The following is a 19,683-nucleotide window of genomic DNA, read 5'->3' as shown; positions in this document are numbered from 1 at the left end:
ACGGTGATCTGCGAGATGCCCAGTCTCCGACGGCGGTCCTGGAGATTCAGGCCTATCTGTCGTCCCGGGCGCAGGCGGGCGAACGCCGTATCCCGCTGGCATCCACCCTGCAGTCCCGTCAGCCGCTGTCCGAGGCCACGCCGGCTCAGGTGGCGACGGGGCTGTCCCGGGGGCTGGCGGATATCCTGGGCCAACTGGAGATGGAAATCATGCAAGCCCTGCCGTAGAGCGGGCAAACCATCAAGACCATCAACAGGAGGGACGGCGGATGTATCGAGCCATCGTACTGAACAAGACCGAAAACGCAGTCGAGGCGACATTGGAACACCGGGATGAGCAGGCACTTCCGGAAGGCGATGTCACCGTCAAGGTGGCCTGGTCCACCCTCAACTACAAAGACGGTCTGGCGATTACCGGCAAGGCCCCCGTGGTGCGCCACTACCCTATGGTCCCGGGGGTGGATCTGTCCGGCACGGTGGAGCACAGCGACCACCCCCGCTGGCGACCGGGCGATTGCGTCATCCTCAATGGCTGGGGGGTGGGGGAAGCCCACCCCGGCGGCCTGGCCGAGAAGGCTCGCCTCAAGGGTGACTGGTTGGTCCCGCTGCCGGAGGCCTTCGATCTGCGCCAGGCCATGGCCATCGGCACCGCCGGCTACACGGCCATGCTCTGTGTGCTGGCCCTGGCGCGCCAGGGTGTCGATCCGGATCAGGGCGAGATCCTGGTGACCGGAGCCGGGGGTGGCGTAGGGGGCATCGCGGTGATGCTGCTGGCAGGGCGTGGCTACCGGGTGGTGGCATCCACCGGGCGTCTGCAGGAGGCGGCATACCTCAAAGGCTTGGGTGCGGCGGAAGTGATGGATCGGGCGGCACTGTCCTCGCCCGGCAAGCCCTTGGGTAAGCCCCGCTGGGCCGGGGCGGTGGACACCGTGGGCAGCCATACCTTGGCCAATGTGCTGGCCTCCACCCGCTATGGCGGCAGTGTGGCCGCCTGCGGTCTGGCCCAGGGCATGGACCTGCCGGCCACCGTGGCCCCTTTCATCCTGCGGGGTGTCAATCTATTGGGGGTGGACAGCGTTTACACGCCCATGGAACGACGCCTGGAGGCCTGGGATTGCCTGGCCCGGGAACTGGAACCGGACCGGCTGGCCGCAGCCACCACGGAGGTGGCGCTGGCGGAGGTGATCCCGCTGGCTGAAAAGATCCTGGCCGGACAGGTGCGGGGGCGCGCGGTGGTGGACGTCAACCGCTAGGAAGCCGAGGAAACTGGATCTCGATCCGGGTGCCTTCATTGAGGCGGGATTCGATCCACATGCGCCCCTGCAGGCGCTGGGTCACCCAGTAGGCCTTGGTCAGACCGAACCCCCCGCCGTAGGTTCTGCGGTTCTGCACGTTATCCGCACGAAACCCGAGCCTGACGACATCCTCGATCTGTCCGGGGGGAATGCCGACGCCGGTATCTTCCACCACGAAGCGGATTCTTTGGCCGTCATCATCCAGACCTGACAGGATGCGCCCGCCAGGTGGGGTGTACTTGCGTGCATTGGCCATCAGGTCACGAATCACGTCGTTGAACACGGCCGGTATGAAGATCTGGTCTCCATCCTGACTGGTGATATCGAACTTCACCAGATAGTCTCGTTCTTTCTGTCCGGCGATGTTGTGCTTGATGCCGAAGCCCCCGTTGCTTTTCTGTTGCATCACCTGAAACAGTATCGCCAGATCCTCCCTGAGCAGCTCCAGGTCATGCCATTGCCAGATCATCGGCACGCCGGCGCGGGCCGTCAGTTCCCTGACCCGGGTCTTGAAAATCACCATGACGGCTTCAATGTTGTCCAGACATGCCTGGGCATCCGGGGTCGGTGGGGGGCCGGCCACGGCGGTTGCGACCGCTTGCTGGATTTCCCGGTGAATGGCATCAACGTCCTGGACCCAAAGTCTGGCCTGAAAAGGGTCTTGGAGGGCCTGGGCAAATCCATGCACGATGCTGATGCCTTGTTTCAGCGGCTCAGGCCGATCCAGGTAAAAGGCCAGCAGATCCATCTCTGCCGAAAGCACGTTGAGCACGTTCAGGAAACTGTGCAGATCCACCAAGGCTTCCTGCTCCGGTGTGAGGTTCAAAGCCTTGATGATTTCTACCACAACGTATACGCCTCCCCGCGGCATGGATGACAGCACAGTCTAGCGGCTCCGGAAGGCAGTGAATTTCCGGCTATCGGTGATCCTGGCGCATTTGTCTTCGGTATCGGCCGCGATACCGTGAGCAGCGTCCGCCAATCCCGCGAAAGCGGGAATCCAAAACCTCCAGCCGGCGACCGGATCCCCGCCTGCGCGAGAATGACTTATCCCGAATATCTTTAAAGAGATCAAGGGGGGCGGGCATCGGGAATGAATTCCCGATGCCCGCGGGACACTAAGTTATTCCCTCATGTCTTCCACGGCTTCTTCGGCTTCCTCCATGGCGCCGTCGATTTCACGACCGGTTCTTTCCGCCGGGCCAGGCTCATTCACGGCATCGCCGGCGGCTTCGGCGGCATCGTCCACCGCCTCTGTCGTGGCGTCCACAGCATCTTCGTAACGTTCCTGGGCTTCTTCCATCACCTCGTCCACCGTCTGACCGGCTTCTTCAGCGGGGCCTCGGTCGGAACAGCCTATCAGGAAGGCCAGAGGGAAGACGGACAGCGCGGCAATTAATGTGTGATGTTGCTTCATGCAAACCTCCTACACGATTGATTGGGTAAAGAATCCATTGGCCAGAAAACACCTGGGAACTCCGTGATTAAGGACAGAAGACCCATTTCTATGGATTCCACGATACAGCTTATGTTCCCTCGACCATGGATTCGGTGTCCTGTCTCAAGCTTTGGGAGAAGGAGGTGGTTATTTCTGTAAAACGTAACCGGCATAATGACCGGCATGGCTGATGCGATCCCTTCCGTGAATCTGGCCCCGCTGTCTCTGACCCTCATCCTGCTGGGCGGCGCCTTGGGCGGGCTGGCCCGTTACTGGATGACCGGGTGGGTCAGCGCAAGCGCAGGGGTGTCCTTTCCCTGGGGCACCCTCGTGGTCAATGTCAGCGGTGCCCTCCTGATCGGTATGGCAGCCGCCGCGTGGATGCCGCCCGGTGGTCTGAGTGAAGCGTGGATCCCCATGTGGGCTTGGTTGGTGGTGGGCATCCTGGGTAGTTACACCACCGTGTCTTCCTTCAGTCTGCAGACCCTGATCCTGTTGCGCGACGGGCGACCGATGCAGGCCCTCCTGAATATTCTTCTGTCCGTGACGCTCTGCCTGAGCGCTGCCGCGCTGGCCTACACTGCGGTACGGGGTGTGATTGGTCGGGTGAGCCTCTGATGATCAGTCAGCGCCCGATCTATCTGGCCGTGGCTCTTGGCAGTGGTCTGGGTGCCTTGTCACGACATCTGCTGTCGGTGGCCGCCCTCGCCCTGATGGGGCCGACCTTTGCCTGGGGCACGTTGGTGGTGAATCTGCTGGGGTCCTGGCTGATCGGCTTCTACGCCGCCTTGACCGAGCCGGGCGGCTCGTTTGCGGTCAGTCCTGCCACTCGTCAGTTTGTCCTCACCGGATTTTGTGGTGGGTTTACCACTTTTTCCATCTTCAGCCTGGAGGCGCTGATCTGGTTGCAACAGGGGCGCGTGGGGATGGTGGCGGGCTATGTGGCCGGGTCCGTGACGCTGTGGATGCTGGCGGTGTGGGTAGGTTATCTTCAGGGCATGGGGATCAACAGGCTTGAAAGGGGCGCGTGATGACGCCAGGAACTCCGTCACGTAAAAAAAGTGTTGACACACTGAAACAGGGATGTAGAATACGCGCCATCAAGTGATGCGGGAATAGCTCAGTTGGTAGAGCACAACCTTGCCAAGGTTGGGGTCGCGAGTTCGAGTCTCGTTTCCCGCTCCAGACATGTCATTGTAAATCAAGCAAAAAAGCCGCCTTTAAAGGCGGCTTTTTTGCGTTTCCAGTCCAGGGAAGGGCTGTTTCGGCCGTCGGGAAGATGATGCGGTCGGCGCAGTGCAGCAAGCGGGGGGTTGCCAAGTAGAGGGCATCCGGATAGAATCCGCGCTTCACTTGTCGATACCCATGGCTGGGTGGCAGAGTGGTTATGCAGCGGCCTGCAAAGCCGTGGACGCCGGTTCGATTCCGACCCCAGCCTCCAAATTATTGAAGACGTCTTTGTCGTCCTTCTGAAAAAAGGCCCGCTTGATTGCGGGCCTTTTTTCGTTTGCGGTGCTGTTGGTGGAGTTTGAAAAGGCCGGATAGTAAGATCACAACGGAGGATCGGCCTGGCTTCCGGTCAATACTGGGGTGAAAGGACATTGCTCAAGAAGATCCGTGTCGAAGACCTGAGATTGGGTGTGTACATCGCGGAATTTTGTGGTTCATGGATGGATCATCCCTTCTGGCGTACGCGCTTCTTGCTGTCCGATCCCCATGATCTAAAAATCATTCGGGCCAGCCATATCAAGGAAGTCTGGATTGATAGCGCCAAGGGGAAGGATGTGGGCTGCACCCGGGAGTCAGCATCCCTGGATCATAGGAAGTCCGGAGTGGACGCTCAGCTTGAGAAAGCGGCGGATATGCGTCACCACCTGCCGCCGACTACCATGGAAGAAGAGCTGCTCAAGGCCAAAACAATCCTTCATTTATCCAAGAACGCTGTGGCGGAAATGTTTTCCGAGGCGCGCATGGGTAATGCCGTGGACATGAACGTGGCCTGGAATATCGTCGAGCAGATATCGAATTCCATTGTCCGTAATCCCAGCGCCTTGATCAGTCTGAGCCGGCTGAAGAAATTGGATGAGTACACCTACATGCACTCGGTGGCTGTCTCGGCCTTGATGATGGCGTTGGCCCGAGAGTTGAAATTCGACGATGCCCAGGTCAAGGAAGCGGGTATTGCGGGATTGATGCACGACCTCGGGAAGTCTGACATTCCACAGGAGATTCTCAACAAGCCGGGAAAGTTGTCGGACTCTGAATTCGAGCTCATGAAGTCCCATCCGCAGCGAGGCGGTCAAACGCTCCTGGCTCAGGGTGTGCCCGGCGACTCTGCCACGCTTGATGTCTGCCTCCATCATCACGAGAAGATGGACGGTTCCGGTTATCCGTATGGGCTGGTCGGTGATCAGATCAGCATACCGGCAAAGATGGGGGCGGTCTGCGATGTCTACGATGCCATTACATCAAACCGTCCCTACAGGTCGGGGTGGGATCCCTCGATCGCACTACAAAAGATGATGAGTTGGACGGGCAATCACTTTGATTCTGTGGTCTTTCATGCCTTCGTCAAGGTACTGGGAATCTATCCCGCGGGCTCGCTGGTGCGGTTGAGTTCCGGGAAACTGGCGGTTGTCATGGAGCAGTCGGAAGGTTCACTGCTCAAACCCGTCGTCAGGACGTTTTATTCGGTGAACCGGGCACGGAAAATATCTCCGGTGGTAATGGATTTATCCCGCCCCGGGTGCGATGAATCCATCATCCAACGTGAGGACCCTCGGGACTGGGATCTGACCGATGTCCATGCCCTGTGTTTTGGTGATGTACTTGATGACTGATCCGGGGGTCAGATCACCGCGCGCACGATGGCGGCTACGCCGGCGATACCGGAAAACCATAGCACGGCAGGCCGCAGCCAGTGACGGTCCAGATAGCCGGCCACCCCGACGGAGATTCGGAATCCCACCAGGATGGCCGGCAGCAGTGACAGCCCCAGCAGGATCTCGGTACCCCCGAATCGACCCAGCAGACCGAGTGCGGTCAGGGACAGCAGGCCGGCGGGCACGAAAATGGCCGACAGGGTGCCCCGTAGCCGGGGACCGGTGACATTCTGAAAGGCCAGGGCTAAGGGTGGGCCGCCGATGGACGTGATGGTGGCCATGAAACCGGACAGCCCCGCTGCGCCCACCAGATGGGCCGGTTGCGGCTCGGGTACCCGGTGTACCAGGCTCAGGGCTACGGCCAGCAGCACCAGACTGCCCAGTAATATCCCCATGACATCTTCCGCGATGCTGCCCAGCAGGGCGGCGGCCAGCACCGTGCCGGCCAGACTGCCGGGTAGGGCCCAGGCCACGTCCCTGGGCCGCACGGCGCGCCATTCCCGGGACAGGATCAGCAGCGGCAGGGTCATGCCGATGATGATCATGGGCGCGGGAATCAACTGGGGATGGATCAGGTAGAGCAAGGGCGCCCCCAGCAATGCCACGCCGTAGCCGATGCCGCCCTGGATGACGGCGCCGATGACGATCACGAGACTGGCCATTAACCACTGAGAGATGTTGAGGGGGAAATCCATCTGACCTGGGATAACTTGCGGGTGAGAGAAGCAGAGTGTATCCCGCCCCCGTGACAGGATGAAAACGCCGCATATGCCGAGGATTTTCTGAAGAAGTCATTCCCGCGCAGGCGGGAATCCGAGGCCGTCAGGCAGATAGCGATGCTCCGAGTATCCGTCATTCCCGCGCAGGCGGGAATCCAGTCACGGGCTGAGCATTCTGGGCTCCCGCTTTCGCGGGAGTGACGGAAGGGACGGGAGTGACGGAAGGGACGGAAGGAGACCTGTTCAGCGTTTCCCTAAAGTGGCTTGATCAGATCTCTGGCCACCGCCTCGGCCACGCGGATACCGTCCACCCCGGAGGAGAGGATGCCGCCGGCATAGCCGGCCCCTTCGCCCGCCGGGTACAGACCCTTGAGGTTCAGGCTTTGCAGATCCTGGCCGCGCGTGATGCGCAATGGCGCGGAGGTACGGGTCTCCACCCCGGTGAGTACGGCATCGCCCATGGCGAACCCCTTGATTTGCCGATCAAACATCGGCAGGGCCTCGCGCATGGCCTGAATGGCGAAGTCCGGCAGGGCCTGGGCCAGATCCGTGGCCGTGACGCCCGGTTTGTAGGAGGGTTCCACACTGCCCAGGGCACTGGAGGTCTGGCCGGCAAGGAAATCCCCCACTCGCTGGGCCGGGGCGTGATAATTGCCACCCCCCAGCCGATAGGCCCGGGATTCCAGCCGCTCCTGCAATTCGATGCCCGCCAGCGGACCGCCGGGATAATCCTGCGTCGGTGAGATACCCACCACAATCCCCGCATTGGCGTTTCGTTCGTTGCGGGAATACTGACTCATGCCGTTGGTGACCACCCGCTCCGGTTCGGACGTGGCGGCCACCACGGTCCCGCCCGGGCACATGCAGAAACTGTAGACCGAGCGCCCGTTGTCGGCATGGTGGACCAGCTTGTAGTCGGCCGCGCCCAGCTTGGGGTGCCCCGCATACTTGCCCAGGCGGGCCTTGTCGATCAGGGATTGGGGGTGTTCGATGCGAAAGCCCACCGAGAACGGCTTGGGTTCCATGAATACCCCGCGGGCATGGAGCATGCGGAAGGTGTCCCGGGCGCTGTGGCCCAGGGCCAGGACCACATGACGGCTCAGGATCTCTTCCCCGTCCGCCAGCACTACCCCCCGCACGCGGCCGTCCTCCATCAGCAGGTCCGTGACCTTGTGCTGAAAACGTACTTCGCCACCCAGTCCCTTGATCTCTTCACGGATCTGCGCCACGACGCCGGCGAGGCGGAAGGTGCCGATATGGGGTTTGCTGCTGTAGAGGATCTCTTCCGGTGCCCCGGCCTTGACGAACTCCTCAAACACCTTGCGCCCGTAATGCCTGGGGTCCTTGATCTGGCTGTAGAGCTTGCCGTCGGAAAAGGTCCCGGCCCCGCCTTCTCCGAACTGGACATTGGATTCCGGGTTCAGGACCTCGTTGCGCCACAGGCCCCAGGTGTCCTGGGTGCGCCGGCGGACTTCGGGGCCCCGCTCCAGCACGATGGGTCGAAAGCCGCCCTGGGCCAGGATCAGGGCGGCGAAGATGCCGGCCGGGCCGAAGCCTACGACCACCGGGCGCTCCCGCAGACCTTCCGGTGCATGCACCTCCGGCCTGTAACGCATGTCCGGTGCCGGGCCTACATGCCGGTCCTGGGCCAGTCGCTTGAGCAGGGCCGCTTCGTTGCGGACCTCTACGTCCACGGTATAGATGAACTGGATCTCGCTGTGCTTCTTGCGGGCATCGTAGCTGCGCCGGAACAGACGAAAGCCGACAAGGTCCGCCGCGTCGATCCCCAGGCGCGTCACGATGGCCTCGCGCAGGGCCGCTTCGGGATGATCCAGGGGCAGCTTCAATTCGGTGATGCGCAGCATGGGGCAGGTCCGTAATCGGAAGAGGGGCAAGGGCGGAATTATACCTGCCGAATTTCACCCATGCGCCGGTGCAGCCAGGCCAGCCCCAGCAGTGACAGACCCAGTCCCATGAAGGAGGCCACCCGCCACAGGCCGTCCAGGCCCGATAGATCCACCAGGAACAGCTTGGCAATGACGATGATCAGCAGGGCCATGCCGGCCCGGTACAGCCGGGTGCCGCGCCAGTAGCCGCCGGCAACGATGGCGCCTGCCGCCAGGATCAGCCAGGCGGCGGAGTAGGTGTAGAGCTCGCCGTTGCCGGTGGGCAGGGTGATGGACAGCGCCCCCCGCTGCCAGAGGTGGCGGATCTCCAAAGTGATGAACAACCACAGGCCCAGACCCGCGATGGCCAGGGCGGCGGGACGAAAATGCGCTTCGTGGTAGCGGGCCACCAGCAGGGCCATCACCACCGGCAGGCCGTAGGCCAGGAGCAGCAAATTGGCGATGGGGCGGGTGGCGACGGTTTCCAGCCCCCACAGGGGATTGAGGGCCGTGACCGCCAGGGCATAGCTGCCCAGGGCCATGAGCAGCAGGAGCCTGGAACAGAGCCGGTAAAGGTTGGCAAGCGACATACTATGGCGAGCTCGCTGCCGGTAGGTCAGAGCCAGGCCCGACCAGAGAGCGGCGTTGATGGCGGCTTCCGTCAGGCTGTAGCGGGCAATGAAAATGTCGCCGTCATAGAGTTGGTAACGGACCTCGGCCCCCAGGGTGAGGACCAGCAAGTGCAGGGTGCCCGCCTCCAGCCAGCGTTGCAGATCGGGCCGGGAGCGGGTCTGCCAGGCGGCCAGTGCGCAGAACAGGGTGGCGCCGCCACCGGTCCACAGGGACCAGTGCAGCTCGGGCGGATAGCCCAGGATCCAGGGATTGAAGGTGAGGCGGATCACCACCAGCACCAGGATGCCCTTGATCAGGGTATCCAGCCAAGGCAGTTGATAGCGCTTCATCACCCAGGCCAGAGACAGAAGCTGGGCCGACAGGGCCAGGGTCAAACCGGCCTCGCGGAACATGACGGCGGCGGCCAAGGAGTAGGCCAGATGCCCGCCGATGACAAACCAGACCCCGGCACCGGCCTCACCCGGGCGCCGTTCCAGTCGCCAGGCGGCGATGGCGCCGTAGATCATGCCCATCAGGAACAGGCCCGCGGCCCAACCCGGTGAGCGGGACAGGTCTTCGGTCAGCAGATAGGCCAGGGCCACCCAGGCCAGCGGGGAGACAAAGGCCAGGGCGGCCCAGGGGTGGGAAAATCCCCGTCCCCGCAGGTGCAGGGCCGCCATGACCGCATAGAGCAGGGCCATGAGCGCGGCAAATTGCAAAAAGGCCGGCTGCAGATCGGCGTCAATGCCGATCAATCGATACTGCCCGCCTATCCAGTCGAAGACCATGGCTCCGGCCATCCAGGCCGACCACTGCACGCCCAGGGTCATCCAGGGCAGCCAGCGCAGGCTGTCCCGATGCCGGGCAGCCAGGGCCGACAGCAGCACCATCGGCCCCCATTGCCACAGGGCCTGGTCGTCAAAGCCCTGTTGCCGGATGGATAGACCCCAGGCCAGGATGATGAGCACGAGGGTGATCTGGTCCAGCCGAAACACCCGGCCAAACAGGCTTATGGGTCGATGTCCGGGCCGGGTATCGGCGGGCTCGCCGCGATCCAGGCGCCAGTCGAAGGTGGGGATGGCCAGCACGCCCCAGGCCAGCAAGGCCAGATACAGGCCCCGGAATCCATCGGCCTGGGGGATAGTCAGGGACAGCAGCCACCAGCCCAGGGCGCCGACCACCACGCCCCACCAGAGCCAGGTACGAAATATCCGCCGCAACAGCAGCAGGGCGGCGGCGCTGATGATCAGGGCGTAGAGCAGGGCACTCAGGATGTTGCCGCTCTCTTCGGACACCAGCAGGGGAACCCCATAGGCACCCACCAGACCCACGGCCGCCAGGGCAGGGCCGTGGAGCAGGGACTGCATCATGGTGAACAGGGAAACCAGGGCCAGCAGGGCGAAGACCAGCCTGGGGTCCATGAGGTCGTACAGGTGGAGGGCGGCCAGCAAAGCGGCGTAGAGGGTGATGCTGGCGCCGCCGGCCAGGGCGGCGATGGACGGGTCCGGTCCGTTCCTGCGGCGCAGCCATTCGGCCAGGACGTGCAGGCCGATCCCGGTGCCCAGCCCCATCATCACCCGTCCCCAAGGACCCAGCAGCCCGGCATCGATGCTGTATTTGACCATGAAGACGCCGGCCAGGGCCACGCACAGGCCGCCCAGCCAGATCATCCAGTGCCGGGACAGATGCTCCAGCCAGGCCGGGCGTCCCGGCGCCCCATCGGTGGACCACGAGGGATCCGGGGGTGGGGCGGATGGGGGCGTAGCCGTGACCGGTTGCGGATCCGGCGGGGGTGTTTCCGCCGCCTGATCGGTTTCAGGGGGCGGGATCGGTGCCGTGGATTGCCGACCGGCCAGTGCCTGCTCCAGCCGGAAGACCCTTTGCCGCAGGGCGCGTACGTGAAAGAAACCCACCCAGCCCAGGACGGCGCCGATGATCGCGCCCAGAAAGAGCAGAAAGGACAGGAGCGAGATCAGGTCCAGGGCGGTCATGTAGGGCTCAGGAAAGTTCGGCAAATACGGTCTGGTTTCTGCCCTCGGCTTTTGCCTTGTACAGGGCGCGATCTGCACGCACGATGAGCTGGTTGAGGTCTTCCCCCGGGCCGGCCTCTGCCAGTCCCAGGCTGATGGTAATCCGTCTCAGGGGCGGCACTCGCAACCTGGCCACTTCTCCCCGCAGGCGTTCCGCCAGCTTCAGGGCTTCCTGTCGATCCGTATCCGCCGCCATCACCATGAATTCCTCGCCGCCCCAACGTGCAACAACATCATTACAGCGCACTGTATCCTTGAGTGTGTCCGCCAGTCTTCTCAGGACCTTGTCACCCACGTTGTGTCCGAACTGGTCATTGATCTTTTTGAAGTGATCCACGTCCATGATGATGATCGAAAGCGGACTGGGCGTGCGTAAGCGGCGGGCCGCCTCGTTGGCCAGACATTCCTGCATCCAGCGGCGATTGGACAGCCCCGTCAGCGGGTCTGTACGAGCCAGGCGCTGAACCTCTTCCAGGGCCTCGCGCAAACGCTGATTGACGATTTCAAGTTCAGCCTTGGCCTGTTGTACATGCTGATAGTGTTGTTGCCTGGCCAGGGTAGCGGCAAAGTTTTCCGCGGCCAGACTGAGCATGGCCCTCTCCGTGGAGGAAAAGTCCCGTTCTTCCTCGATATCGTCAAAGCCCACGAAGCCGAGCAATTCGCCGTCCGTGAGCAGGGGATGGAGGATCACGGAGCGAATGCCCTGCATTTCCAGAAACTTCCGGAAAGTGCCCTTGTCGGGAGGCAGATTATCCAGGCTGGTGACGATGAAGGGCTCTCCCTGCTGAAAACCATCAACCATGCCGGGGGCACAGTCGAAGGGCACGTGCTGGAGTTCATCAATATAACCATTTACACCGGGTGCACACCATTCATGGGTGTTGCTCCAGTACCGCTCAACCAGGTTATTGCTGAACAGGTAGGCCCGGTCTGCATCCAGGAAGTTTCCCAGGATGCCCAGACACTCATTCAGGCCCTCTTCCATGCGGTCAATGCGAAGCCGGGCATTGGCGGTGGCCAGACGGGCCGCGGCATCGTGGAAGCGATTGAGCTCTTTGAGAATCTCCGCCTGCTGGGCGGCATGCTGGTTCAGGGTGGATTCGTGAATGTCGATCAGCGAGCCGACGACGCGAATGGGGTGCCCGCCGACATCTCGTTGGGTATCGCCGGTGGCCCGGAACCAGCGATAGTGCCCGTCCCGGCATTTCAGACGGTATTTCAGGTCGTAAGGTGTCAGGTTGCTCCGGTCCAGCAGGTGTTTGTGGAAGGCCTGCAGGGTGCGGGCCTTGTCGGCGGGATGCAGGCGGGAAGACCAGCTTTCCAAGCGATTGGGAAATTCTTCTTCAGTCTCAAAACCTAAAAGCCTGCGAAAGCTCTCCGACCAGAAAAAGACGTTATCGGGGTTGAGAGGATCCGCCTCCACCACGGACATGTCCCACAGGCCCACACCGGCATACCGGCAGTACAGGCCCAGGCGTTGCGCCTCGACGCAGAGCCTTTCAGGGGCGCGACCGGAATCGCGCAGCCACTGACGATATGCGGGTGTTTCCGTACACGGCTTGAATTCAGGTGTGGGCCGTTCGTCGCCTTTATCCACATCACCCTCCTGAGAGTGGGATACGCATGTACACTCAATTTACTGGATAGAGTGATTAATGGATCATAAAAAGTAACTGTTCAGGCTCCCCTGCCTGCAGTCTGCCCATTTTTCCCTCGATAGGCTATCTTGTCCTGTATGAAGCTCCAGCGCCCTACGCAAGCGGAACTCGACGGCATGACCCATGCGCAGAAGGATGACGCTGATTATGCAGTTGTTCGATGCCTTGGAGATGCTGAGTGTCCGATTGGCGGCCAAGCCGGTCAAAGTGCCTGCTGATGGCAGCTGGCGCCGTATCAAGCAGCATCCCGCCACCAACCTGCTCGTGAGGCTGCGTGACTTTCGCGAGTCCATCCGGCGCTTCCCCTTCGAAGACCTGCGGTTGGCTGCGACAGCCTGAATAGCTACCATAAAACTTGGTTATAAGTGACATGACCGTTTTCGGCAGGGGCAATCTAACGTGACCGCGACCTCTTCGGGATGGAACACCAAGTCTCCCTTCTGTACTACTCAGAAAGCTGAAAATTAAAAACTATATATTACTGCGGAAAGACATCTTCCAATAATAAATGAGCTGATAGCTCATACGGAAAACGAAGTTGAAGTCCTTGCTGAATTTTTGGAGCCGGAGATCTTGGAATCACAGATATCCGTCCAGCGGGTTGATGTCGCGCAATTTGTCCAGTTCTTTGGCTTTCCTGAGATGAGGTCGTGCGGGCAGGTGTTTGATCTTGCCGGAGTGCCCCGGGAACTGCAATGAATCAGGTGGCGAGGAAGGATTGATGACCCATTGTCTCGACGCTGTCGCGAACGCCCGGCTTCCCGGGTGTGGGGGGGGCTGTACTGTCTGACCGTCGGCAACGCGGATACCGCGGTGCAGGGCCTCTGGCATAATGGACGTTTCGGATGTCAGAGGCGCGCAGCTTATGGCGGTCCCCTATGGTCGAGGTTGGAGCATTCAGCGTGATTCAGATTGCCAGTATCCCCGCCGAGGGGCCGGCCTTCGAGGCCTTTCTCGACTTCCCTGAGACGATCTATGATCGAAACTCGCCCTGGCGAGCACGCCCCAGTGTGCGCACGCGGCAGTTGCTCGATCAAGCGCGCAATCCCTACTGGCGGCAGGCTGAATATGCCCTTTTCATGGCCTGGGAGGGCGTGCGCCCAATCGGGCGGATCAGTGCCGTTCGGAGGTTCCCGGCAGGGCAGCGCGGGGTAGGGGAAACGGATGGTTTTTTCGGTTTCTTTGAATGTATTCCGGATCTCGCAGCCGCCCGCGGGTTGCTGCAAGCCGCCGCGAACTGGCTGCTGGAGCGGGGTTGCACCCGCATGCTGGGACCCTGCCAGCCGACGCCGGATTACGACAGCTACGGCTTGCTGATCGAGGGCTTCGATCAGCTTCAGGTCAGTGGAGAGTCGTTCAATCCCGAGTATTATCCCGGGTTGTGCGAACAGTTCGGCTTGCGTAAGGAGCGGGATTTTATCTCGGTGATGAACCGGGTCGATGGAAATCCGATCTATGATCGCGCCATGGCGCAGATGGGGCGCTATGGCGCGCGCCATTCCGCCGCCAGGGTCCGCGACTTCGATGTGACCCGCTTCGATGAGGAGGTGGAGGTCGTGCGGCACATTTTGACCCAGGCCTTCGCGGATCGGCCGCTCTATGCCGAACTCGATGGCGCCACCCATGGCTTCCTGCTCCAATCCATCGCACGCCGGGAAGACCTGCATTGTTTCTCCATCGTTGAGATCGACGGCCGACCGGTGGGGCTTAACCTGACGGCACCGAACTATGACGAGGAGTTGCGCGGCAGGCCCATTCAGTGGATCCGGTCCAACGAATTTGCCGTTTTGCCCGAGTATCACCGCACCCACGCGGCTGTGCCGCTTTATCATTACAGTTGGCTCAAGGTGCAACGCGGCGGCTATGCTGGGGCATCCATTGGATATTTGAGCGAACACTCCGACAGCATGAGCCGGATGACGGAAAAGGTGGGTTCCGTGCGGGTTAAATGTCACCGGCTGTATCAAATGCCCCTGAACGTATCGACCGACCCGATCAGTATCGGGCTTAAGTCGGCACCCCCTCCCGATGTCTGCGCACCTGGTGAACCTTGATGTCGGCCCCGAACAGCGAACCCTTGCGCAAGCAGGAACGCGCGATTTTACTGAGTTTTCTGCTGGATCTGGCCGGTTTTCTGCCGACGATTGTGATCGCCGTATTTTCGGGGTCGATCCTGCTGATGAGCGATCTGCTGGCCTATGGCCGTGGACTGTTCACGACCTTCATGGGGTGGCAGATCCTGCGCTCCATCCGACTCGGGCGCATCCAGGGCTACGATTACGGCACGGACAAGATCCAGGCCTTTGCCGGCGTGATCGGCTCTGCGCTGTATCTCGGCACTCTGGGTCTGTTTGCGATCTGGGCGATTGGGCGGCTCTTTGAGCCCAGCGAGCCGAACTATACCTTTATCCTGCTCGGCGTACTGTTCCAGTCGATCGATGGTGCGAGCAGCGCTTGGCTATGGCAGCGGAATAAAAGAATGGCGCAGCTGGAATTTTCGCCAGTGATGGAAATGCAATGGCGGGCCAATCGCGCGGATGCCCTGTTGTCGTTCGCGGTCGTGATCGGTCTGTCAGTGACGCTGCTGCTGCGCGATTTGCCCTGGGCGGTCTATCTCGACCCTATCCTGGCGCTGTGCTTCATCACCTATGTTGGCCTGTCCTTTCTGCCTATTCTCGCCAATGGGGTCAATGATCTTCTCGATAAGACGCTGCAGGAAGACCTGCAACTGCGCATTGATCGGCGCCTCGCTGAGCATTTTGACGATTTCGATGCCTTCCACGGCGTGCGTTCTCGGCGCGCGGGTGGGCGCATCTTCATCGAAATCGCCCTTGGCTTCGATTCTGAAACGACCATGGAGGCTGCGCAGAACACCGTCAGGCAACTGTGTGAGAAGCTGGAGCGCGATATTCCGGGTAGCGAAGTGCGCGTGGTGCTTATGCCTTGAAAGGCCTTGTGCTCGTGTTCAGGCGCCGGTGCAGCGCTTGACGAGGCGCAGGCGGTTTTGTCCCCGCTCGAAACGGTAGCTGACTTCATCCATGGTCTGGCGGACGAAATGAATGCCCAGTCCGCCGATCCGACGCGAGTCGAGGTCTGCATCCAGGTCCGGTTCCGGCGCCTCCAGCGGGTTGAAGGGGATGCCATCATCGATCAGTTCGGCCTCGACCCGGTCATCCGCCCGTCTTAGTTCAAGGGTGAATGAATGGGTCTGTCCGTCGGGATAGGCGTAGTGGATGATGTTGGTGACCAGTTCATCGAGCGCCAGATTGAGAAAGTGGATGGTTTTTTCTTCAATACCCTGCCCTTGGCCGAAGGTTGTCAGCCACTGTGCCAACCGGGCCAGCTCAGACAGGTCGTTGGTCAGCGTCAAGGTGCTTGTCGGGTTCATCTGCAGTTGCCCCGTCGATGTCCGTTGGAGGGCAGGGGGGATTGTCGGTGGTTTTTCCGGGCAGGCATGAGTCCGTGATCTCAATGTCGATTAACTCAGGCGCCGGAACATCATCATGGTGATGTCGTCGAACTGCTCGGCTTCGCCGGTATGCGCGAGGATGTCCGCCAGTAAGGCATCCAGCGTTTCGCGACAGCTCAGCGACTGGCTCGCATGCAGGCGCTCAAGCAGGCGCTCGTTGCCGAAAAGCTGATTGTCCGGATCCGTGGCCTCGTTGACGCCATCGGTGTAGAGCAGCAGGCCATCGCCGGCGGCGAGTTGGATGTGGCCGGTGTCGTACTGGAGCCCGGCCATGGGTCCGGCAGCGATGCCCGTGGGGCTGTCGATCCACTCGATGCTTCCATTGGTGCGCAGCCATAGCGGCGGGTTATGCCCGGCATTGGCATAGGTCACGGTGCCGTCGGACAGGCACACCACGGCACAGAACAGTGTGACGAACATGCAGGCGTCATTGTGCTCGGCCAGGGTATCGTTCAGGCGCTCCAGCATCCGCCCGGGGTTGCGGTCGATCTTGGCCTCAGCCCGCAGCAGGCTGCGAGCCACCGCCATGAAGAGGGCCGCCGGGACACCCTTGCCCGAGACGTCGGCGATGGCCAGGAAGACATGCTCCTCGTCCAGGAGCATGAAGTCGTAGAAGTCCCCCCCCACCTCGCGCGCCGGTTGAATGATGGCGCACAGGTCCATGTCGTTGCGTTCAGGAAAGGCCGGGAAGGTCTTGGGGACCAGATCCATCTGGATGTCGCTGGCGATACGCAACTCGCCGTTGATGCGCTCCCGAGCGGCTGTGGTTTCCTCAAGATCGGCAATGTACTGCTTCAGACGATCGCGCATGGCATGGAAAATCGTAGTGAGCCTGGCAATCTCATCCTGTCCCTTGGGCGCGGGCAGCGGTGCGTCGAGATTCCCGGCGGCGATGCCGGGCGCGGCTTCGCTGAGGGCGGTGATGGGGCGGGTGATGGAACGCGCGATCCAGCCTACCGCCAGGAACAGCAGGATCAGGCCGCCGCCGCCGGCAAGCGCCTGGAGTTGGGTGAGCCGGGCGATCTCGCGGTCGAGTTGGGTTTGGGAAATCACCACCGCAGAGGTCCATCCGGTGGTGGAAAGACGACCCCAGGCCAGCCAGCTCTTTTCTCCCGTGGCCCAGCCGATCCAGGGTCGCATGCCCGGATCTCCGGACAGCATTGACTGGCCCACCTGACGCAGTCCGGGGTCGCCGCGCGCCTCGGCCAGGCTGAATACAGACTCCCTCATGGCGATGGTGTCGGTGGGATGGCTGATGTAAACGCCATTGCGACTGATCAGCAAGGCATAACCTTGCTCGCCCAGCGGCAGGTCGGCCAGCAGCCGGTCGAGCCAGTCCAACTCGATGTCGCTGGTGACAACGCCGGCGAGGAGGGGGCCGTCCGGCGACGCCAGCCACACGGGCACCGAGTAGGTCACCATGCGTTTGCCGGTGTAGTGGATGTAGGGTTCGGTCCAGACGGCGCGGCCGAGAAAGCGCGGCAGGGCGAACCAGTCCTCGTCAAGATAATCCAGGCCGTCATGGGCGAGGTCGTGATAGGCCAGCCTGTCGCCGTCGCGGTAGCTGAAAGGTGCCAGCGCCCCCCAGTCGGGCGGCTTGCGTTCCGGCAGCCACGCGAAGGTGGTGCCGTAAAGCCCGGGCTGCTGGTGCAGGGCTTCCCGTTGCAGGGTGCGCATCTGCTCGAGTGTCAGATCCAGCGAGGTGGCACTGAGGCTGAGGGCCATGCCGTCGACGAGGCTCTGCAGACCGCTCAGGGTGGCGTCGATGCGATCCGCCGCGCCATCGGCGAGAAAGCGCGCGCGGACTTGCGCCTCCTCCGTCAAATGTTCCCGAAAGCTCAGGTAGTTCCACAGTAGCAGGCCGCATAGAATCAAGCCCGCGATGCCCACCGTCGACACGAGCAGACGGTTGCGCAGCCGCGCTTTGGCCGGAACCGGGCCAATGCCCAAGTCGGCCGGGTTCATGCGTTCAGCAGGGTTCATCAGGCCCATCCTCCGCGCAACAGTCAGGACAGAAGCGCGTTAAGGGAAGCGCTTCGGAGATCAACCCTGAGGCGATCAGGGCTTGCGCGGTGGCAGTATAGGCCGCGGGTGAAAGGCGACCCGCGGTGGGCGATTCACCGGCGGTCTCGGGGAAGATGGACGCGAGCAGATGTTCGAGCATCCAGCGTTCGTGGGGGCGGTTGGTCAGGACTCGGGCGCGCTCGGCCTCTGCCAGCACCAGGTCAACGGCCTGTTCCGGGTGGGCGCGGGCGTATTCCCAGCCGGCCAGGGTGGCCTGCCAGAGACGCTGTGCCAGCGCGTGGTTGTGCTGTAGCCAGTCCGAGCGGGCGTATAGTCCATCCTCCGGGAAATCGAACCCAAGGTCACGCAGCAGGAAACCGGTGAGGCGGTCCTCGTCCACGCCCGCCTGCCAGATGCGATGGTATTCGTTGTACTCCATGGCAGCGCAGGCGGCAACGCCCCCGTGCAGGAAGAGGTTCACCGTTGCGTTTTGCGGGATCGGTTCGTATTCAATCTGCCGTTCGGCCAGCAGGGTGCGAATCGCGGCTGAAAAAGGCCCTGTCCACAGGCTGATCCGATGGCCGCTCAGGTCTTGCAGGTGCTCGATGCCTTGATCCTTCCATGCCAGCAGCATCAGGTTGGAGCGTTGCACTAACTGGCCGATCAGCACGGGGTGCGCGGCGTTGGGGCTGTCATGGGCACCCGCGGCGGCGACCATGGCGTCGGTCAGAAAGACGGTGGCAAGCTCAGCCTCTCCGTCCTGCAGGTGTTCCAGCGAGGAGCGCCGGGCATTGGCGTGCACAAAGGTCACCTCCGCGCCGGCTGCGGCGTAAAAACCTTGCTGTTGGGCCAGGTAAAAGCCGGCGAACTGGCTCTGCGGTATCCATTGCAAGGCGATGCGCACCTGAGCCGGTGGGGCGGCGTGATCCTGGGGTTGCAGCGTCTCGCCAAGGCAGGGTTGGAATACCGCCATGCCCGCGAGCAGGACGAGCGCACGCACCCAAAAACCGTGAGCGGGATTGGCATGAAACAATGGATTCACCCTCGGGCGTGATGAAGCGCGCTGATTGTCAGCCTGCGTGGTGGCCGTTCATCGTATTCGATGGCCCGGACTGGCATGATGGCCATGCTCAGGCCGGCGATGCGAGTTTGGCGAGCGCCTGTTCACGCGAGTTGAAGGTTTCGATGATGGCAATGAAACCGCTCAGTTTAAACACCTCAAGCACTTCATCTTTCAGGCTGCAAATACCGAATGGGCGTCCGGCTTTTTTGCATTGTTTGGTGGCGAGCAGCAGCACCCGCAGTCCCGCGCTGGCCATGTAATCGAGCGCGGAGCAATCGATGATGATGGTGGAGGCGGTGTCCAATTGGCTGATCAGTTGCTCCTGCAACGCGGGGGCCGTGCTCCCATCAAGGCGTCCGCGCACCACGAAGATCAGTGCATCGGATTGCTTTTCGCAGAAGATATCCATCGATCAGTTTTCCTTCATGGAGGTTGTGGCGTTGAGCGTCCGAATAGTGGTTGTCCGCGGGCGAATCGCCCCGCGCCACTCGCTTCTGGAGCCGGCGCGGATGGTTGTTCGATCTTGCCGGAGCAACCCCGGAACTGCAACGGATTAGGGCGTCCTGTTGTCAGGCACCCGGGTGCATGGGTGGTTTTCGATGGTGATGAAACGCCGGTTCAGGATTTA

General features: G+C 61.8%; 18 protein-coding genes and 2 tRNA genes. 10 read left to right on the top strand and 10 right to left on the bottom strand.

Annotation, left to right across the window (positions count from 1 at the left end; genetic code table 11):
* Both LQ952_RS12435 and acuI read left to right on the top strand, forming a co-directional pair.
* On the top strand, positions 1 to 227 hold a 227-nt coding region (locus tag LQ952_RS12435), incomplete at its 5' end, for a hypothetical protein (protein ID WP_238622957.1).
* Between the two features lie 41 nt (positions 228 to 268).
* Positions 269 to 1,252 carry an acrylyl-CoA reductase (NADPH) gene (gene acuI, locus LQ952_RS12430; RefSeq protein WP_238622956.1) on the top strand — a complete coding sequence of 328 codons (984 nt, stop codon included), beginning with the start codon at positions 269 to 271 and terminating at the stop codon, positions 1,250 to 1,252.
* Here acuI and LQ952_RS16010 read toward each other — a convergent pair.
* Both LQ952_RS16010 and LQ952_RS12420 read right to left on the bottom strand, forming a co-directional pair.
* Entirely contained in the window at positions 1,242 to 2,141 is a 900-nt protein-coding gene (locus LQ952_RS16010; RefSeq protein ID WP_238622955.1) for an ATP-binding protein, read from the bottom strand. The two genes, acuI and LQ952_RS16010, sit on opposite strands and share 11 nt — an antisense overlap.
* 276 nt (positions 2,142 to 2,417) lie before the next feature.
* Complete coding sequence (locus LQ952_RS12420; RefSeq protein WP_238622954.1) at positions 2,418 to 2,711, bottom strand: hypothetical protein; 294 nt, start codon at positions 2,709 to 2,711, stop codon at positions 2,418 to 2,420.
* A 204-nt stretch (positions 2,712 to 2,915) separates the two neighbouring features.
* Here LQ952_RS12420 and crcB point away from each other — a divergent pair, with 204 nt between their 5' ends.
* The 5 genes from crcB (at position 2,916) to LQ952_RS12395 (ending at position 5,572) form a co-directional block, all read left to right on the top strand.
* On the top strand, positions 2,916 to 3,350 hold the full coding sequence (crcB, locus tag LQ952_RS12415; protein ID WP_238622953.1) for a fluoride efflux transporter CrcB: 435 nt from the start codon (positions 2,916 to 2,918) through the stop codon (positions 3,348 to 3,350).
* Positions 3,350 to 3,763 (top strand): fluoride efflux transporter FluC, encoded by a 414-nt coding sequence (locus tag LQ952_RS12410; RefSeq protein ID WP_238622952.1) that lies wholly within the window; start codon positions 3,350 to 3,352, stop codon positions 3,761 to 3,763. The genes crcB and LQ952_RS12410 overlap by 1 nt, the downstream gene beginning before the upstream one ends.
* Before the next feature lie 78 nt (positions 3,764 to 3,841).
* Positions 3,842 to 3,917, top strand: a tRNA-Gly gene (locus LQ952_RS12405).
* A 182-nt stretch (positions 3,918 to 4,099) separates the two neighbouring features.
* Positions 4,100 to 4,173, top strand: a tRNA-Cys gene (locus tag LQ952_RS12400).
* A gap of 160 nt (positions 4,174 to 4,333) precedes the next feature.
* Positions 4,334 to 5,572 (top strand): cyclic di-GMP phosphodiesterase, encoded by a 1,239-nt coding sequence (locus LQ952_RS12395; protein WP_238622951.1) that lies wholly within the window; start codon positions 4,334 to 4,336, stop codon positions 5,570 to 5,572.
* A gap of 8 nt (positions 5,573 to 5,580) precedes the next feature.
* Here the strand turns inward: LQ952_RS12395 and LQ952_RS12390 are convergent, their stop codons facing one another.
* From LQ952_RS12390 to LQ952_RS12375, 4 genes are all read right to left on the bottom strand, one after another.
* Positions 5,581 to 6,276 carry a sulfite exporter TauE/SafE family protein gene (locus LQ952_RS12390; RefSeq protein WP_238622950.1) on the bottom strand — a complete coding sequence of 232 codons (696 nt, stop codon included), beginning with the start codon at positions 6,274 to 6,276 and terminating at the stop codon, positions 5,581 to 5,583.
* 311 nt (positions 6,277 to 6,587) lie between these two features.
* Entirely contained in the window at positions 6,588 to 8,198 is a 1,611-nt protein-coding gene (locus tag LQ952_RS12385; RefSeq protein ID WP_238622949.1) for an NAD(P)/FAD-dependent oxidoreductase, read from the bottom strand.
* Positions 8,199 to 8,236: 38 nt separating this feature from the next.
* Positions 8,237 to 10,822 (bottom strand): DUF2339 domain-containing protein, encoded by a 2,586-nt coding sequence (locus LQ952_RS12380; RefSeq protein WP_238622948.1) that lies wholly within the window; start codon positions 10,820 to 10,822, stop codon positions 8,237 to 8,239.
* Positions 10,823 to 10,829: 7 nt separating this feature from the next.
* Positions 10,830 to 12,458, bottom strand: coding sequence for a GGDEF domain-containing protein (locus LQ952_RS12375; RefSeq protein ID WP_238622947.1), 1,629 nt, complete (start codon positions 12,456 to 12,458; stop codon positions 10,830 to 10,832).
* Between the two features lie 196 nt (positions 12,459 to 12,654).
* Between LQ952_RS12375 and LQ952_RS12370 the strand changes: the two genes are divergently transcribed.
* The 3 genes from LQ952_RS12370 to LQ952_RS12360 all read left to right on the top strand — a co-directional run bounded on the left by LQ952_RS12370 (position 12,655) and on the right by LQ952_RS12360 (position 15,466).
* A complete protein-coding gene (locus LQ952_RS12370) occupies positions 12,655 to 12,858 on the top strand; it encodes a hypothetical protein (RefSeq protein WP_238622946.1) in 204 nt (67 codons plus the stop codon).
* A 563-nt stretch (positions 12,859 to 13,421) separates the two neighbouring features.
* Positions 13,422 to 14,573 carry a hypothetical protein gene (locus LQ952_RS12365; RefSeq protein WP_238622945.1) on the top strand — a complete coding sequence of 384 codons (1,152 nt, stop codon included), beginning with the start codon at positions 13,422 to 13,424 and terminating at the stop codon, positions 14,571 to 14,573.
* On the top strand, positions 14,573 to 15,466 hold the full coding sequence (locus LQ952_RS12360; RefSeq protein ID WP_238622944.1) for a cation diffusion facilitator family transporter: 894 nt from the start codon (positions 14,573 to 14,575) through the stop codon (positions 15,464 to 15,466). The genes LQ952_RS12365 and LQ952_RS12360 overlap by 1 nt, the downstream gene beginning before the upstream one ends.
* An 18-nt stretch (positions 15,467 to 15,484) precedes the next feature.
* Here LQ952_RS12360 and LQ952_RS12355 read toward each other — a convergent pair whose 3' ends face one another.
* The 4 genes from LQ952_RS12355 to LQ952_RS12340 all read right to left on the bottom strand — a co-directional run bounded on the left by LQ952_RS12355 (position 15,485) and on the right by LQ952_RS12340 (position 19,464).
* Entirely contained in the window at positions 15,485 to 15,907 is a 423-nt protein-coding gene (locus LQ952_RS12355) for an ATP-binding protein (protein ID WP_238622943.1), read from the bottom strand.
* Positions 15,908 to 15,997: 90 nt separating this feature from the next.
* Positions 15,998 to 17,971 (bottom strand): SpoIIE family protein phosphatase, encoded by a 1,974-nt coding sequence (locus tag LQ952_RS12350; RefSeq protein WP_238622942.1) that lies wholly within the window; start codon positions 17,969 to 17,971, stop codon positions 15,998 to 16,000.
* Entirely contained in the window at positions 17,958 to 18,992 is a 1,035-nt protein-coding gene (locus LQ952_RS12345; protein WP_238622941.1) for an ABC transporter substrate-binding protein, read from the bottom strand. The genes LQ952_RS12350 and LQ952_RS12345 overlap by 14 nt, the downstream gene beginning before the upstream one ends.
* 130 nt (positions 18,993 to 19,122) lie before the next feature.
* Positions 19,123 to 19,464, bottom strand: a complete 342-nt coding sequence (locus LQ952_RS12340) for an STAS domain-containing protein (RefSeq protein WP_238622940.1) — start codon at positions 19,462 to 19,464, stop codon at positions 19,123 to 19,125.
* Positions 19,465 to 19,683 lie beyond the last annotated feature (219 nt).

Source organism: Ectothiorhodospira lacustris, assembly GCF_022227785.1.
GTDB classification, from domain to species: domain Bacteria; phylum Pseudomonadota; class Gammaproteobacteria; order Ectothiorhodospirales; family Ectothiorhodospiraceae; genus Ectothiorhodospira; species Ectothiorhodospira lacustris.
This window is presented reverse-complemented; position numbering and strand designations above follow the sequence as displayed.

What these genes read in the sequence shown, in the direction of transcription:
- LQ952_RS12370 (WP_238622946.1), top strand. Translation starts at nt 12,655, where the DNA reads ATGACGCTGATTATGCAGTTGTTCGATGCCTTGGAGATGCTGAGTGTC.
- LQ952_RS12350 (WP_238622942.1), bottom strand. Translation starts at nt 17,971, where the DNA reads ATGAACCCTGCTGAACGCATGAACCCGGCCGACTTGGGCATTGGCCCG.
- LQ952_RS12420 (WP_238622954.1), bottom strand. Translation starts at nt 2,711, where the DNA reads ATGAAGCAACATCACACATTAATTGCCGCGCTGTCCGTCTTCCCTCTG.
- LQ952_RS12380 (WP_238622948.1), bottom strand. Translation starts at nt 10,822, where the DNA reads ATGACCGCCCTGGACCTGATCTCGCTCCTGTCCTTTCTGCTCTTTCTG.
- LQ952_RS12360 (WP_238622944.1), top strand. Translation starts at nt 14,573, where the DNA reads ATGTCGGCCCCGAACAGCGAACCCTTGCGCAAGCAGGAACGCGCGATT.
- LQ952_RS12410 (WP_238622952.1), top strand. Translation starts at nt 3,350, where the DNA reads ATGATCAGTCAGCGCCCGATCTATCTGGCCGTGGCTCTTGGCAGTGGT.
- LQ952_RS12355 (WP_238622943.1), bottom strand. Translation starts at nt 15,907, where the DNA reads ATGAACCCGACAAGCACCTTGACGCTGACCAACGACCTGTCTGAGCTG.
- LQ952_RS12385 (WP_238622949.1), bottom strand. Translation starts at nt 8,198, where the DNA reads ATGCTGCGCATCACCGAATTGAAGCTGCCCCTGGATCATCCCGAAGCG.
- crcB (WP_238622953.1), top strand. Translation starts at nt 2,916, where the DNA reads ATGGCTGATGCGATCCCTTCCGTGAATCTGGCCCCGCTGTCTCTGACC.
- acuI (WP_238622956.1), top strand. Translation starts at nt 269, where the DNA reads ATGTATCGAGCCATCGTACTGAACAAGACCGAAAACGCAGTCGAGGCG.
- LQ952_RS12340 (WP_238622940.1), bottom strand. Translation starts at nt 19,464, where the DNA reads ATGGATATCTTCTGCGAAAAGCAATCCGATGCACTGATCTTCGTGGTG.
- LQ952_RS12390 (WP_238622950.1), bottom strand. Translation starts at nt 6,276, where the DNA reads ATGGCCAGTCTCGTGATCGTCATCGGCGCCGTCATCCAGGGCGGCATC.